Annotated in this window: 14 protein-coding genes and 2 pseudogenes; 8 read left to right on the forward strand and 8 right to left on the reverse strand. The window is 75.6% G+C overall.

Features of this window, described 5'->3' with window-relative positions; all coding sequences use genetic code 11:
* The first annotated feature begins 170 nt into the window (after positions 1 to 170).
* Entirely contained in the window at positions 171 to 1,469 is a 1,299-nt protein-coding gene (locus AB0O09_RS24610; protein WP_363544458.1) for an MFS transporter, read from the forward strand.
* Between the two features lie 27 nt (positions 1,470 to 1,496).
* Here the strand turns inward: AB0O09_RS24610 and AB0O09_RS24615 are convergent, their stop codons facing one another.
* From AB0O09_RS24615 to AB0O09_RS24625, 3 genes and pseudogenes are all read right to left on the reverse strand, one after another.
* The gene (locus tag AB0O09_RS24615) at positions 1,497 to 2,039 is read right to left on the reverse strand and encodes an AAA family ATPase (protein WP_363544460.1); all 543 of its coding nucleotides are present in this window, start codon (positions 2,037 to 2,039) and stop codon (positions 1,497 to 1,499) included.
* 214 nt (positions 2,040 to 2,253) lie between these two features.
* On the reverse strand, positions 2,254 to 2,838 hold the full coding sequence (locus AB0O09_RS24620) for a TMEM165/GDT1 family protein (RefSeq protein ID WP_363544462.1): 585 nt from the start codon (positions 2,836 to 2,838) through the stop codon (positions 2,254 to 2,256).
* Positions 2,839 to 3,212: 374 nt separating this feature from the next.
* Positions 3,213 to 3,520, reverse strand: a pseudogene (locus AB0O09_RS24625) (hypothetical protein); the annotation flags it as partial.
* A gap of 81 nt (positions 3,521 to 3,601) precedes the next feature.
* Between AB0O09_RS24625 and AB0O09_RS24630 the strand changes: the two are divergent.
* The 4 genes from AB0O09_RS24630 (at position 3,602) to AB0O09_RS24645 (ending at position 7,895) form a co-directional block, all read left to right on the forward strand.
* A complete protein-coding gene (locus tag AB0O09_RS24630) occupies positions 3,602 to 4,066 on the forward strand; it encodes an ArsI/CadI family heavy metal resistance metalloenzyme (RefSeq protein WP_363544463.1) in 465 nt (154 codons plus the stop codon).
* A gap of 147 nt (positions 4,067 to 4,213) precedes the next feature.
* Entirely contained in the window at positions 4,214 to 5,044 is an 831-nt protein-coding gene (locus tag AB0O09_RS24635) for a ZIP family metal transporter (RefSeq protein ID WP_363544464.1), read from the forward strand.
* Positions 5,045 to 5,143: 99 nt separating this feature from the next.
* Positions 5,144 to 6,400, forward strand: coding sequence for an APC family permease (locus AB0O09_RS24640; RefSeq protein WP_363544466.1), 1,257 nt, complete (start codon positions 5,144 to 5,146; stop codon positions 6,398 to 6,400).
* Between the two features lie 280 nt (positions 6,401 to 6,680).
* On the forward strand, positions 6,681 to 7,895 hold the full coding sequence (locus tag AB0O09_RS24645; RefSeq protein WP_363544468.1) for a M20 family metallopeptidase: 1,215 nt from the start codon (positions 6,681 to 6,683) through the stop codon (positions 7,893 to 7,895).
* A gap of 435 nt (positions 7,896 to 8,330) precedes the next feature.
* Here AB0O09_RS24645 and AB0O09_RS24650 read toward each other — a convergent pair.
* Positions 8,331 to 9,092, reverse strand: a pseudogene (locus AB0O09_RS24650) (AsnC family transcriptional regulator); the annotation flags it as partial.
* Between AB0O09_RS24650 and AB0O09_RS24655 the strand changes: the two are divergent.
* A complete protein-coding gene (locus tag AB0O09_RS24655; RefSeq protein ID WP_363544470.1) occupies positions 9,091 to 10,488 on the forward strand; it encodes an MFS transporter in 1,398 nt (465 codons plus the stop codon). The pseudogene AB0O09_RS24650 and the gene AB0O09_RS24655 sit on opposite strands and share 2 nt — an antisense overlap.
* Before the next feature lie 93 nt (positions 10,489 to 10,581).
* Here the strand turns inward: AB0O09_RS24655 and AB0O09_RS24660 are convergent, their stop codons facing one another.
* The 3 genes from AB0O09_RS24660 to AB0O09_RS24670 form a co-directional block, all read right to left on the reverse strand.
* Complete coding sequence (locus AB0O09_RS24660) at positions 10,582 to 11,076, reverse strand: cupin domain-containing protein (RefSeq protein WP_363544472.1); 495 nt, start codon at positions 11,074 to 11,076, stop codon at positions 10,582 to 10,584.
* Positions 11,077 to 11,112: 36 nt separating this feature from the next.
* Complete coding sequence (locus AB0O09_RS24665; protein WP_363544539.1) at positions 11,113 to 11,430, reverse strand: cupin domain-containing protein; 318 nt, start codon at positions 11,428 to 11,430, stop codon at positions 11,113 to 11,115.
* A 193-nt stretch (positions 11,431 to 11,623) separates the two neighbouring features.
* Positions 11,624 to 12,385, reverse strand: a complete 762-nt coding sequence (locus AB0O09_RS24670) for an SDR family oxidoreductase (RefSeq protein WP_363544473.1) — start codon at positions 12,383 to 12,385, stop codon at positions 11,624 to 11,626.
* A 147-nt stretch (positions 12,386 to 12,532) separates the two neighbouring features.
* On the opposite strand from AB0O09_RS24670, the gene AB0O09_RS24675 reads away from it, so the two are divergent.
* Both AB0O09_RS24675 and AB0O09_RS24680 read left to right on the forward strand, forming a co-directional pair.
* The gene (locus AB0O09_RS24675; protein ID WP_363544475.1) at positions 12,533 to 12,844 is read left to right on the forward strand and encodes a hypothetical protein; all 312 of its coding nucleotides are present in this window, start codon (positions 12,533 to 12,535) and stop codon (positions 12,842 to 12,844) included.
* The gene (locus AB0O09_RS24680; protein ID WP_363544477.1) at positions 12,841 to 13,206 is read left to right on the forward strand and encodes a hypothetical protein; all 366 of its coding nucleotides are present in this window, start codon (positions 12,841 to 12,843) and stop codon (positions 13,204 to 13,206) included. The genes AB0O09_RS24675 and AB0O09_RS24680 overlap by 4 nt, the downstream gene beginning before the upstream one ends.
* Positions 13,207 to 13,270: 64 nt before the next feature.
* Here the strand turns inward: AB0O09_RS24680 and AB0O09_RS24685 are convergent, their stop codons facing one another.
* Positions 13,271 to 13,711 (reverse strand): SRPBCC domain-containing protein, encoded by a 441-nt coding sequence (locus tag AB0O09_RS24685; protein WP_363544479.1) that lies wholly within the window; start codon positions 13,709 to 13,711, stop codon positions 13,271 to 13,273.
* Between the last annotated feature and the right edge of the window lie 65 nt (positions 13,712 to 13,776).

Raw genomic sequence — 13,776 nt, forward strand, 5'->3', positions numbered from 1 at the left:
CGCCGTGTCCGGCGGCGGCCGGCGCCGCTCCGGGATGCCGTCGGCCGTGGGGGCGGCCCGGGCGTTCCCCCGCGACGGGGCCGACGGCATGATGCCTCTGTCCCGCCGGCCCGGAAGTCCGGGCCGGTCCCCGACCCGTACGCCGACCTGCCGCCGAAAGGGCCCGCTCCGTGACGAGTACCGCCTCGACGCCCTCGACCGCCCCCGACCCCGCCACGTCCGCCGACGCCACGCCCGTCGACGCCGCGCAGCGCCGCGTCCTGACCGTCCTGGTCGCCTCCCAGGTGCTCAGTGGGGCGGGCCTCGCCGCGGGGATCACCGTCGGCGCCCTGCTGGCGCAACAGATGCTCGGCTCGGCCGGGCTGGCCGGCCTGCCCAGTGCGCTGTTCACCGCGGGCAGTGCGATCGCCGCGATCGCGGTCAGCCGCGTCTCGGCGGCCCGCGGCCGCCGGCCGGGGCTGGCGCTCGGCTACGCCACGGGCGCGGTCGGCAGCGCCGGGGTGATCGCAGCCGCCGTCGCCGACAGTCCCGTCCTGCTGTTCGCCGCCCTGCTCGTGTACGGCGCCGGCACGGCAACCAACCTGCAGGCCCGCTACGCCGGGGCCGACCTCGCCGCGCCCACCCACCGGGCCCGGGCCGTGTCGACCGTGCTGGTCGCCACCACCCTCGGCGGCATCGCGGGCCCGAACCTGGCCGCACCCACCGGGGACCTCGCGGCGGTCCTCGGCATACCCCGGCTGGCCGGGCCGTTCCTGCTGGCCGGGGTCGCCTACGCGGCGGCCGCCGCCGTCCTCGCGATCGGGTTGCGCCCCGACCCGTTGCTGCTCGCCCGGGAACGCGCCGGGGCCGCCGGTGCGGATGCCGCCGGCCGGGCGGACGCCGCGCAGGAGCCGGCCGCGGGGATCCGGCGCGGTGTGCTGCTCGGCACCTCGGTGATGGTCCTCACCCAGGTCGTCATGGTGGCCGTGATGACCATGACGCCCGTCCACATGCACGACATGGGGCACGGGACCGCGGCCTCGGGGCTGGTGATCGCGATCCACATCGGCGCGATGTACCTGCCGTCGCCGCTGACCGGCCGGCTGGTCGACCGCTACGGGCGGACGGCGCTGGCGACGGCCTCCGGTCTGACCCTGCTCGCGGCGGGCGTGCTGGCCGCGCTCGCACCCGGCGGGTCCGTCCCGCTGCTGGCGCTGGCGCTGGCCCTGCTCGGTCTGGGCTGGAACTTCGGGCTGGTCGCCGGTACCGCGATCATCACCGACGCGGTGCCACTGGCGACCCGGGCACGGACCCAGGGCATGGTCGACGTCGCCATCGCCGTCTCCGGCGCCGCGGGCGGCCTGGCCTCGGGCGCCGTCGTCGACCTGGCCGGCTACCCGGTGCTGGCGCTCGGCGGCGGCCTCCTCGCGCTCGCCGTGCTCCCCGCCGTCGTCCTGACCGCCCGCGGCGGCCCGGCTGCGGCGCACTAGATGTTCTGACCCGTGAGGTTGGGGCCGTCAGCGAGGGGCGGTGAGCGAGGCGGTCAGCGCGGGGATGTCGACCGGCCCGGTGGTGTCCACGCAGTGGACGATCCCCAGCCCGAGCGGTTCGGCACCGCGTGACCACAGGTCCCAGTCCCCGTCGGGACCACCGGGGCGCTCGGGATGCACCGGATGTCGCCCGGCCGACCGTTCGGCGAACCGGCGTCGAGCCACCACCAGCGGCACCTCGCACCAGACCTCCCGCACGTCGGCCACGCCCGCGCGTCGAAGTCCGGCCGTCACGATCGGCCGTGTGTGGGCCAACCACGAATTCTCCAGAACGGCCCCGCCCCGCGCGTCACGGAGCAGCGTCCACAGGGTCTCGGCGGCGGCAACTCCCAGGACCCGGCTCCACTCGGGGTCGGAACACTCCGGCGGGCGCAGGCCCGCCAGCATGTCCGCCAGTATCTCCTTGATCGCGTCCTTGCTGAACAGCGGCAGGCCCAGGTCGGCCGCAAGGGCCCGCGCGAGCGTCGTCTTTCCGGATCCGGGAAGCCCGTTGACCAGCACCGTGACCATCCGGCCACTCTAGGCCCTCACGTCCTGACGGACGGTCGGCCAAGGAGATCCGCTCATGATCCGGGCCCGCGGCGGCCGCAGTCCTCCCGCCCCCGGCGCGCACCGCAACTGCCGTGCGCCCCTCGCCCGGCCCGGCGTGCCCCGGCCGTGGGCCCGCATGCGACTGCCGCCGCCGGCACGGGGCCGACGGCGGCAGAAGGAGGGGCGCGGTGCGTCAGCCGGTGAAGGCCTCGACCACGGACCAGACGGCGAGCAGGCCCATGCAGACGCCGCCGACGCGCTGGACCATCCGCAGCGGCACCCGCTTGGCGATGAAGCGGCCGACCACCAGGGCGAGGGCGGAGACGCTCATCAGTGCCGCGGCCGAGCCGATCGCGGTGGAGAGCACGCCGTTGGTCGCCGCGAGGTTGGCGGTGGTGATCTGGGTCAGGTCGCCCCACTCGCCGATGAACACGGCCATGAACGCCGCCGTCCACACCGGCCAGAACCCGGTGACCGTCCGGCCGGCCTCGTCCGCACCGTCCTCGTCACCGCCGCTGCGCAGCAGCACGAAGGCGCCGAAGGCGAACAGGGCGGCCGAGACCAGCTTCACGGCGACGTTCGGCAGCAGGCCGATCAGGCTTCCGGCGCCGACGGCGATGGCGACGTGGACGACGAAGGCGCTGGAGGTGCCGATCCAGACGTAGAGCGGGCGCATCCGCGTGCCCATGGCGAGGGACGCGAACATCGTCTTGTCGGGGAGTTCGGCGAGGAAGATCAGACCGAAGGCGGTGAGGATCGCCAGGGGGTCGAGGGACATCCGGAGGCTCTCTACTGGGGCCGGGCCGGAGTGTCGGTGCGAACACCCGTCGTGGGTGGTCCGGGAGGACGCCTCGGCCCGGCACGACGAATGGACACCCGCGGGTGCGGGCGCCGGTCATGCCTTGCCGAAGGTCTCGTCCACCGCACCACCCGGAGGTGCTGCGGCCCGGCGGCCGGGCCGTCCGCTGGTGTGCGGGCGTCCAGTGTGTCGACCTGCCGGTGTTTCGGGACTACTCCCCTTCGCGCCTCCAGTGTACCGGGCCCGCACGAGGTCCCGGCGCCGGGCCCTGTCAGTCGACGACCGGGCTGCGGCGCTCCGGCAGGACGACGTCGCGCCGGCGGCCGTCCCGACGGCCGAGGCGCTCGCGGGGTCGGGCGGACGGCGTCGACGCCCTGCCCGGCCGGGTCGTCGAGCTTCCGGTCGAGGTAGCGCTCGCCGGGGACGTGCGGGCAGGCGTCGCCGCAGCCCATGGTGATCACGACGTCGGACGCCGGACGGCCCCGGCGCTGAGCACCTTCGGGACCTCGTTCGAGATGTCGATCCCGACCTCCTTCATCGCCTCGACCACGGCCGCGTTCACGGTGTCGGCGGGCGCGGAGCCGGCGGACCGTCGGCGAACGGCAGGCCGCCGCGTCGTCCTGGTCGAGGACGACCGGCTCTTATTTCGACATGCGTCGATGTTGACATTCGTCGAATCAGAAGAGCAAGCTCTCCTGTATCGGCAGCTGTCGATACAACACCTCGGATCGGGGAGACCGCCATGTCCCGTGTTCAGCTCGCCCTGCGCGTCGCCGACCTCGAAGGCTCCGTCGCCTTCTACTCCAAGCTCTTCGGCACCGAGCCCGCCAAGCGCCGCCCCGGCTACGCCAACTTCGCCGTCACCGAGCCTCCGCTCAAGCTCGTCCTCATCGAGGGCGAGGCCGGCGAGGCCACCCGCCTCGACCACCTCGGCGTCGAGGTCGGGACCACCGAGCAGGTCGCCGCCGCCACCGACCGGCTCAAGGAGGCCGGCCTCGCCACCTTCGAGGAGAGCGACACCTCCTGCTGCTACGCCCTCCAGGACAAGGTGTGGGTGCACGGCCCCGGCCAGGAGCCCTGGGAGGTGTACGTCGTGAAGGCCGACGCCGACACGCTCACCAAGGATGCCGACGGCCCGGTCGCCTGCTGCGGCACGACCTCCGGCGCCGCCGCCGACACCGCCGCCGCGGGCTGCGCCTGCGGCTGACCGCCCCGCCCGACGCGCGGGCCGCCCGCGCGTCGGAGGTGCGGGCCGGCGCGGCGGACGGCAGGCTGGAGACGGCGACCCTTAGGTGAGGCTAACCACAGTCGACCCGGGGCCGTCCGCCGCCCGCGTCCTCCCGGAGGGTGTCCGATGTCCGGTCCGCAGATCGCCCTGCTCGGCGCCGTCGCGGGTGTCACCGTCTTCCTGGGACTGCCGGTGGCCCGTCTGCGCCGGCCCGTGCCACGTCTGCGCGCCGCGCTGAACGCCGGCGCGATCGGTGTCCTGCTGTTCCTGCTCTGGGACATCCTCGGCGCGGCCTGGGAGCCCACCGACGAGGCGCTGTCCGCGCACCACTGGGGGACGGCGGCGCAGAACGGCCTGGTGCTGGCCGCGGGGCTGGCGGTCGGCCTGCTGGGGCTCGTCCGCTACGAACGGTGGGCGGCCCGCCGGAACGCGGCGGCCCCGCCCCGCTCCCCCGGCCCCGGTGCCGCGGCGGCCACCGAACGGGCCGTCGGCGCCCGCTCGCACGCCGCCGGCCTCGCCCTGACGATCGCCACCGGGATCGGCCTGCACAACTTCGCCGAGGGCCTCGCGATCGGCAACTCGGCCACGCAGGGCGACATCTCGCTCGCCGTCCTGCTGGTGATCGGCTTCGGCCTGCACAACGCGACGGAGGGGTTCGGGATCGTCGCGCCGCTGGCGGCCGCGGGCGAACGGCCGTCCTGGGGCGGCCTGGCGGTGCTCGGGGTGATCGCCGGCGGCCCGACCTTCGTCGGCACCCTGATCGGCCAGCGGGTGGTCGACGAGACGGTCGGCGTCGCCTTCCTCGGCCTGGCCGCCGGCTCGATCCTCTACGTGGTGATCGAGCTGCTGGCCGTCGCCCGGCGGGCCGGCGCCAAGGAGCTGACCGCCTGGATGATCCTGCTCGGGCTGCTGCTCGGCTTCGGCACCGACGCGGTGCTCGTCGCCGCCGGCGTCTGAGAAGGGCGCGCACGGCCCCGGGGCGGACCCGTTCGGCAGCCGTACACCGAGGTCGTCTATTGTGCGGCGCGGTCCGACCATTCCCAGGGGGAGAGAACGATGAGCATGTCGACCGCACCGGCCGGGCTCCAACGGCACCTGGGCCTGTTCGACGCCGTGGTGATCGGCCTCGGGTCGATGATCGGCGCCGGCGTCTTCGCCGCACTCGCCCCGGCGGCCGCGGCCGCCGGCTCCGGGCTGCTGCCCGGCCTCGCCCTCGCCGGGGCGGTGGCGTACTGCAACGCCACCTCCTCCGCCCGCCTGGCCGCCCGTTACCCCGCCTCGGGCGGCACCTACGTGTACGGCCGCGAGCGGCTCGGGCCGTTCTGGGGGTACCTGGCCGGCTGGGCGTTCGTGGTCGGCAAGACCGCGTCCTGTGCGGCGATGGCGCTGACGGTGGGCGCCTACCTGTGGCCCGCGCAGGCGCACGCCGTGGCGGTGGCGGCCGTGGTGGCGCTGACCGCGGTGAACTACGTCGGGGTGCAGAAGGCCGCCCGGCTGACCCGGGCGATCGTCGCCGTCGTGCTGACGGTGCTGGCCGCGGTGGTGACGGCCTGCCTGTCCGGCGGCACCGCCGATCCCGCCCACTGGGCGGTCGGCGCGGACGCCGGGCCGCAGGGCGTGCTGCAGGCGGCGGGCCTGCTGTTCTTCGCCTTCGCCGGCTACGCGCGGATCGCCACCCTCGGCGAGGAGGTGCGCGACCCCGCCCGGACCATCCCCCGGGCCGTCACCCTCGCCCTGGCGGTCACGCTCGTCGTCTACACCCTGGTCGCCCTCGCCGCCCTGGCGGTGCTCGGCCCGGACGCCCTCGCCGCCGCCACCGCACCGCTCGCGGACGCCGTCCGGGCGGCGGGCGCCCCCGGACTCGTCCCGGTGGTCCGGGCGGGCGCGGCCGTCGCCGCGCTCGGCTCCCTGCTGGCCCTGATCCTCGGCGTCTCCCGCACCACCCTCGCGATGGCCCGCGACCGGCACCTGCCGCACGCACTGGCCGCCGTCCACCCGCGCTTCCACGTCCCGCACCGCGCCGAACTCGCCGTGGGCACGGTGGTCGCCGTCCTCGCCGCCACGGCGGACGTCCGCGGCGCGATCGGCTTCTCCTCCTTCGGCGTGCTCGTCTACTACGCCGTCGCCAACGCCTCCGCACTCACCCTCGCCCCGGCCGAGGGCCGCCCGCCGCGCGCCGTCCCGCTGCTCGGCGCCGCCGGCTGCCTGGTCCTGGCCTTCGCCCTGCCGGCCGCCTCGGTCCTGCAGGGCGCCGCGGTGCTCGCCGCCGGCGCCGCCGCGTACGGTCTGCGCCGGCTCCTCACCCGCGGCTGACCATGCCGCCCCCGGCCCGCGGCTCAGGGCCGGCCGGGGCAGAGGGTGTGGTCGGCACGGCCGTGCCGCAGCACGAGCGAGGCCACCGCCTCGGCCGTGGTCCGCGGTTCGCCCGTGGTCATCCCGGCATGCTGTCGTGCGCCGCGGGCGGTCCGCGCCGCAGGGCGGTCGGCGGAATCGTGCGTGCGGGTGGCGGCGGGCGCAGGTTCCGTGCGGTTGCGGCGGGCGGGGCGTCCTGCGGGGGGACCATTCGGGGACCGTCTACCCCGGAGGAGTGGCCATGTCGGCTCCCGTTCATCCGTCCGCGCTGCGCGAGTCGGCCGAAGGGCTGCGGCCCGGTCTGGTGGAGCTGCGGCGGGCGCTGCACCGCGAGCCCGAGATCGGGCTCGATCTGCCGCTGACCCGGGCGCGAGTGCTGGCCGCCCTGGAGGGGCTGCCGCTGGAGGTGTCCCTCGGCGAGAAGCTGAGCTCGGTGACGGCGGTGCTGCGCGGCGGCCGTCCGGGCCCGGCGGTGCTGCTGCGTGCCGATCTGGACGCCCTGCCGGTGCAGGAGGCGGCCGAACTGCCGTACGCTTCGCAGGTGCCGGGGGTGATGCACGCCTGCGGTCACGACCTGCACACCGCCGCGCTGGTGGGCGCGGCCCGGCTGCTGGCCGAGCGGCGGGAGGAGTTGGCGGGCAGCGTGGTGTTCATGTTCCAGCCGGGTGAGGAGGGCGGGGGCGGGGCCGCGCTGATGGTCGACGAGGGGGTGCTGGACGCGGCCGGCGAGCGGGTGGTGGCGGCGTACGCGCTGCACGTGGGGGCGGCGCTGCTGCCGGGCGGCTGGGTGGCGGGCCGGCCGGGGCCGATCATGGCGGCCTCGGACACGCTCCGGGTGACGGTGCGGGGCCGCGGCGGCCACGGATCGAGTCCGCACCTGGCGCTGGACCCCGTCCCGGCGGCCTGCGAGGCGGTGCTCGCGCTGCAGACGATGGTGACCCGGCGGTTCGACGCGTTCGACCCGGTGGTGGTGACGGTGGGCACCTTCCACGCGGGGACGGTGGAGAACGTGATCCCGGACGAGGCGGTGTTCGCGGCGACGGTCCGCTCCTTCTCTCCGGAGGCGCGCGAGCGGGTGGTCGAGGAGGCGGTGCGGGTGGTGCGGGGTGTCGGCGAGGCGCACGGCACGGAGGTGACGGCGGTCGTCGAGCCGGGCTACCCGGTGACGGTGAACGACGCCGCGGAGGCGGCCTTCGCCGCGGACACCGCGCGGCGGTTGCTCGGTGACGACCGGTACGTGGAGATGCCGCGTCCGGTGGCCGGCTCGGAGGACTTCGGTGTGCTGGCGCAGCTGGTGCCGGGGGCGTACCTGATGCTCGGTGCCTGCCCGCCCGGGCGCGACCCCTTCACGGCGGCGTACAACCACTCGGCGCAGGCCGAGTTCGACGACGCGGTGCTGCCGGACGCGGCGGCCCTGCTGGCGGCGCTGGCGCTCGGCCGTCTGGAGCGCGGCTGACGCGGCTGACCGCGGCTGCTCGGCGCGTGCCGTGGCCCGCCGGCCCGCCCGCGGAGTGATCCCGGGCGGGCCGGCGGGCCACGGGTCGATGGGGACGTAGCCGTGCGCCCGGCCGTCCGGGGTGAGCAGCCGGCCGACGAGTTTGACGGTGCGCAGGGTCACCAGCCGGTCGCGGACCCGCAGCCGGTCGAAGCGCCGGGCGAGTTCCTCCTCCAGCCGCCGCAGTTCCGGGAGCCGGCGGACCATCAGGTAGAGCGCGAGGTTGGCCCGGCCGACGGTGACCGCGCACATCCTGGCCTGCGGCAGGCCGGCCAGCCAGCCGACGGCCTCCTCCAGCCGCGCGGGCGGCACCTCCAGCCAGAGCAGCACGGCGAGCGGGTTGCCGGTGACCCCCGGGGAGGCGTCGCAGCGCAGCACCAGCCGTCCGGAGTCGCGGAGTTCGGCGAGCCGGCGGCGGACGGTGGTGGCGGGCAGGCCGGTCCGTTCGGCGAGTTCGGCGTACGGCATGCGCCCGTCGCCGCCGAGGGCCTGCATCAGGGCGAGGTCCTCCTCGATCTGCCGGCCGCCGCGGGGGCTGCGGAGCTCGCCGGGCGGTTCGGCGATGGCGCGGCGCTGTTCGGCGTCGAGGGCGCCGCCGCTCCACCGGCTGCCTTCGCGGACGGTCCGTTCGACGAGGGACGTCCGGGTGCGCCCGATCCCGGGCACGGCGCAGATCTGTTCCAGCAGGTGCCCGGCGAGGGCGCCCGGGTCGGCGGCGCCGACGGTGAGCAGCAGGTCGGCGCTGCCGGTGACGACCTCGATCGAGGCGATCTGCGGGTGCCCGGACAGGGCGTGGGCGACCTCGGCGACCCGGCCGGAGGAGCACTCGACCTCGACCAGGGCGGTGAGGCCGCGGCCGATCCGGTCCGCCGACGGGTAGCAGGTGACCCAGGCGTCGCCGTCCGCCTCCAGCTTGGCCCAGCGGCGGGACAGGGTGGCCGGGTCGACGCCGAGCGGTCCCGCCAGCCGGGACCAGGGGGCCCGCGGGTCCACCCGCAGCGCGTCCACCAGGGCCAGGTCCAGCTCGTCGATCATGGCCGATCCTTGCGCGGGGAGGGCCGCAGGTGCGAAATCGTGCGGCTCGGGCTCGTGGACCCCCAGGTTAGCCATCCTTACGGCCACCCCCACCGCCCCTCCGGCCCCCACGGATGTGCCCATGACCGAGACCGTCCCCCTTGCGGTCGCCCCCGTCCGGACGGCCGTCCGGGCGACCGTCCCGCTGCTCGTCCTGGTGGAGTTCGCCAGCGGCGTCCTGCAGGGCGGCTTCCCGATCCTGCTGCCGCGCCTCGGCGAGCGGTTGCACCTCGACGCCGGTGACCTGAGCCTCGCGCTCGGCGTCGAGTTCCTGGTGTCCGGCGTCGCGGTGCCGCTCACCTCCCGGCTGGGCGACCTGCACGGCCACCGACTGCTGCTGCGCGTCACCGTGCTGCTGACCCTGCTCGGCGCCGTGTGCACGGCACTCGCCCCGGACCTGCCGCTGCTGCTCCTCGGCCGCGCCCTGTCCGGGTTCCTGGCCTGCTGGCTGCCGCTGGAGTTCGCGATCCTGCGCGACGGCCTCGGCGAGGAGCGCGGCGGCCGGGCGGTCGGCCCGCTGGTCGGTTCGCTCACCGTCGGCTCGACCCTCGGCGCGCTCGCCGTCGGAGGCCTCGGCACGGGCGACGGCGCCACCCGTCCGCTGCTGTGGGCGCTCGCGGTGCTGCCGCTGCTCGCACTGCCGGTGGTGTGGTGGTTCGTCCCGGACTCGCGGACCCGGGCGCACGGCCGGATCGACTGGCCCGGCGCGGCGCTGCTCTCCCTCGGCCTGACCCTGATGCTGGCCGGCCTCGGCGGCAGTGCCGTGCTGCCGGGCGCCGCGGCCGTGCTGCTGGTGCTCGGGCCGGTGCTGCTGGCGCTGTTCGTCCGGCACGAACTGCGCGCCGACCGGCCGATGGTGGACGTCCGGCTGCTGGCCCGGCGCGCCACGGCGCCGGTCTTCGCGCTCAGCTTCCTGCTGGGCTGCGCCCTGTACGGCGCGCAGGGCCCGACCCTGGCCTTCGAGGCGGCGGACCCGGCGGAGACCGGCTACGGACTCGGCGCGGTGCCGCTGCAGTTGGGGCTGCTGTACCTGCCGCAGACCGTGGCCGCGATGGCGGGTGCGGTCGTCGCCGACCGTCTCGCCCGCCGGTACGGCGCAGCGGGAGTCCTCGCGGTGGGCTTCGGGCTGTGCGCCGCCGGCTACGCGGCGATCGCGGCGGGGCACCACGCCTTCTGGCAGTTCGCCGTTCCCGGTGCGGTCTGCGGGTTCGGCGCCGGGCTGGGTCTGAGCCTGCTGCCGGGTCTGCTGATGCGGCGTCTGCCCCGCGACCAGACGGGGATCGGCACCGGTGTCTACAACACCCTCAAGTCGCTGGCGGGCGCCGCCGCGGGCGCGGGGGCGGCTGCCGCGCTGGACGCCCTGCTGCTGCGGCAGGGCGTCCCGCGGGAGGGCGCGTACACGGCGGTCTGGACGGTCTGCGCACTGGCCTGCGCCCTCGGCACCCCGATCGCCCTGGCCCTGCGCCCGCGGGTCCGGTGACCCGGGGCGTGCGGGCCCGCTCCCGGGGGCGCGTGGGGTGACCGTCCGAGCGAGGGTTCGGTACGGTTTCCCGCGCCCCGGGGTCCGCTGCGGTCAGGCCGGGTGGCAGTAGCGGCGGACGAGTTCCTCGTGGCCGGGGAAGCGGCGCAGCAGGTCCTCGACCCGGCCGAGGGTCATGTCGGCGTAGTCGAAGCCGGGCACCACGGCCTCGCTGATCAGGCCGTGGTCGCCGGCCGTGAGGTGGGAGGCCTTCCAGACGCCGCCCGGGACGGCGAGCGTGAGGAGGTGGCCGCGGCCCGGGTCCTGGCCGAGGACGGCGCTCTCGTGCCGGCCGTCGGGGTGGAGCAGGTGGTAGGTGATCGGGTCGCCGTGGTGGTGGAAGTGCAGGATGTCGGAACGGTTGAGGTGCCAGTGCCCGATCGGCGACCAGTGCGTCAGCAGGTAGTGGATGGCGGTCACGGCGAACCGTTCGCCGGCCGGGGTCCGCACCGTGGGCCGGTGGTCGGCCTGGTAGGTGCGCCGGAAGTAGCCGCCCTCCACGTGCGGTTCCAGACCGAGTGAGTCGATCCATTGCTGCGCCGTCGGCATGGCGTCCCTTCGTTCGACCGGGTCGGTGACCGGGGGTCACCCCTCGGGCACCTCGACGATGACCAGTGTGCCGTGGCTGCCGGGGCGGACGGCGTGCCGCGCTCCGGCGGGGACCCAGGCCAGGCCGCCCGGGCCGACGGTGGTTTCGGCGCCGTCCACGACGAGTTCGAGCCGGCCGTCGAGGACCAGCAGGGCTTCGGCGGTGGGGTGGTGCTCGACGTCGAGCGGCTGCCCGTCCATCCGGAGGACCTTCACGGCGGCGCTGCCCACGTGCCCGAGCAGACGGGAGCTCCAGGCGTCGGGCAGCGCGGCGGCCGCCGCGGCCAGGTCGACGGGCACCGGGGCGACGGGCATCGGGTGGGCGGGGGTCAGGTGGGCGGGGGTCGGGTCGATCGCGGTCACGGCAGGCCTCCTCGGCGGCACGCCCCGTGCGGGGCGTCCGATGCGGTTTTCGGGGTTGCCTGGAACCTATCCGGACGGGCGGGGCCGTTGGTCGACCGTTCGGTAAAACTTCGCGGGGCCGAGGGGGTGTCAGTCCGCGGGGGTGTCAGTCCGCCACTGCGCCGCAGGTGATGTTGACCGAGGCCGCGGTGATGCTGGCGGCTCCGTCCGAGGCGAGGAAGGCGGCGACCCGGCCGACGTCCGCGAGGTTCGCGGCGCGGCCGAGCATGGTCTTGCCGACGATCATCTCGGTGATCGCGTCGCGGGCCGGCTCGGAGGCCGGGACGGTCTCGGGGATGCCGCCGGTGTGCAGGGTCACCACGCGGATGCCGTGCGGGCCGAGTTCGGCGGCGAGCTGGCGGCGCAGGGTGCCGGTCGCCTCCAGGGCCACTTGGAAGCCGCCGATGAAGTAGTCGCGGATCGGGTCGCGGCCGCCGTCGCCGCCGAAGTTGAGGATCACCCCGGACCGCTGCGGGATCATGTGCCGGGCGGCGGCCCGTGCGGTGAGGAACATCGACCGGACGGCGTTCACCACCGGCCGTTCGAAGTCCTCCGGCGACATGGCGGCCAGCGGGGTGCCGTGCACGTCGCCGTAGGAGATCAGGTCGAAGGAGATGTCGATCCCGCCGAACCGTTCGGCGACCGCGTCGGCGTGCCGGTCGACGGCGGTCTCGTCGAGCGCGTCCACGACCGCCGTCTCGGCCGCGCCGCCGGCCGCGCGGATCTCCTCGGCCACCCGGTCCAGCCGGGCCTGCGTCCGGCCGGCCAGGTGGACCCGGGCGCCCTCCCCGGCGAACGCCCGCGCCACGGCGCCGCCGATCGCACCGCCGCCGCCGTAGATCACGGCGTTCCTGTTCTCCAGCAGCACCCGTGTCCTCCTCCTGGCCGTGCCTTCCAGGGAACCGGCCCGGCGGCGGTCCGCGCGGCATCCCGGCGCGGCGCGTCCGGGTGAACCGGCGGCCGCTCGCCCCCGGATGCTAGCCGCCGATAGCAGGCGCTAGCTATGCTGTCGGGCATGGTGAAGCAGACCAACATCCGACTGGACGACGAGATCCGGGCGGCGGCCGAGGAGCGGGCCAAGCGCCGGGGCCTGAGCCTGCAGGGCTACGTCGCCGACCTGATCGAGCAGGACGTCAACGAGTCCCGGGCGGCGTTCCTGGCCGGCGCCCAGGCGTTCCTGGCCGCGTACGCCGACGCCTTCGAGGAGGAGTTCGGCGAGGACCGCTACCCCGGCGAGCCCGCCCGCGGTGCCGCACACGACCCGCACGAGGCGCACGGCACGCACGAGGCCCACGGACCGCACGACGCGCCGGGGTACGCCGCGTGAACCTCAGGGTCGACCTCGCCTGGATCCTCGCGCTGGCGCAGGAGATCCCCGGTGACCCGCAGATCGTGGACTACGGCGTGCCGATCGCCGCGGAGGCGCGGCACCGCGCCGAGGTCCTCGGCCGCGAGGTCTACCCGGAGCCGCACCACAAGGCGGCCGCGCTGCTGTGCGAGCTCGCGCGCAACCCCTGCCTGGAGGTGCGCAACCTGCTGTACGCGGCCGCCGTCACCGCGGCCTACCTCTCCGCGTGCAACCTGCCGGTGAAGCCCGGGCTCGACACGGTGCTCCCGCTCGCACGGGCGGCCCGGGAGGGGCTGCCCGTGCGCGAGGTGGCCGCACGGCTCAGGACGTGGACGTCCTGACACCCGCGACGGCCGCCCGCCGACCCCGGTCAGCAGGTCCGGCGGGCGGCGGCAGCGGTGCCGCTCAGTGCCAGTTGCTGATCCGGACGTCGCGCGGGGCGGGGTCGCCCGTGCCGGTCTCGACGTACTTCTTGAGGCTCAGCAGGTAGCTCGCCCACTTGGTGCTGCAGTGGTACATGAACTCGACCGGCTCCCGCCAGCCCAGGTGCCGGAACAGGACGACGGTGTAGTCGTCCTCCTGCTTGAGCTCGAAGCGGACCCGGGTGCCGATCCACTCCTCGGGGCCGTCCACGACCTCCCAGAGCACCCGCTCGGCGGGCTTCGTCTCCAGCACCTTCATGTCGAATCCGCCGGGCGGGAAGCGGAACCGGACCACGCCGCCGACCTCGCTGTCGCCGGTGGTGTCCTCCGTCCACCAGCCCGCCAGCCCGTCGATCGTGGTGAGGGCGTCGTAGACGGCCTCGGGGGACGACGTGACGCCGATCCTGTGCAGGATGTCGAGCATGTCGACACCTCATTTCGGTGTGGGCGCCCGGTGTCCGGGCGCGATCCGGCCGCGCCGCCGCGGAC

The organism is Kitasatospora sp. NPDC093679, assembly GCF_040683455.1.
Taxonomy (GTDB): Bacteria; Actinomycetota; Actinomycetes; order Streptomycetales; family Streptomycetaceae; genus Kitasatospora; species Kitasatospora arboriphila.

Bases quoted from the DNA above. Each gene is read 5' to 3' on its own strand.
- AB0O09_RS24615 (WP_363544460.1), bottom strand. From the start codon at position 2,039: ATGGTCACGGTGCTGGTCAACGGGCTTCCCGGATCCGGAAAGACGACG.
- AB0O09_RS24620 (WP_363544462.1), bottom strand. From the start codon at position 2,838: ATGTCCCTCGACCCCCTGGCGATCCTCACCGCCTTCGGTCTGATCTTC.
- AB0O09_RS24630 (WP_363544463.1), top strand. From the start codon at position 3,602: ATGTCCCGTGTTCAGCTCGCCCTGCGCGTCGCCGACCTCGAAGGCTCC.
- AB0O09_RS24635 (WP_363544464.1), top strand. From the start codon at position 4,214: ATGTCCGGTCCGCAGATCGCCCTGCTCGGCGCCGTCGCGGGTGTCACC.
- AB0O09_RS24640 (WP_363544466.1), top strand. From the start codon at position 5,144: ATGAGCATGTCGACCGCACCGGCCGGGCTCCAACGGCACCTGGGCCTG.
- AB0O09_RS24645 (WP_363544468.1), top strand. From the start codon at position 6,681: ATGTCGGCTCCCGTTCATCCGTCCGCGCTGCGCGAGTCGGCCGAAGGG.
- AB0O09_RS24655 (WP_363544470.1), top strand. From the start codon at position 9,091: ATGACCGAGACCGTCCCCCTTGCGGTCGCCCCCGTCCGGACGGCCGTC.
- AB0O09_RS24660 (WP_363544472.1), bottom strand. From the start codon at position 11,076: ATGCCGACGGCGCAGCAATGGATCGACTCACTCGGTCTGGAACCGCAC.
- AB0O09_RS24665 (WP_363544539.1), bottom strand. From the start codon at position 11,430: ATGCCCGTCGCCCCGGTGCCCGTCGACCTGGCCGCGGCGGCCGCCGCG.
- AB0O09_RS24675 (WP_363544475.1), top strand. From the start codon at position 12,533: ATGGTGAAGCAGACCAACATCCGACTGGACGACGAGATCCGGGCGGCG.
- AB0O09_RS24685 (WP_363544479.1), bottom strand. From the start codon at position 13,711: ATGCTCGACATCCTGCACAGGATCGGCGTCACGTCGTCCCCCGAGGCC.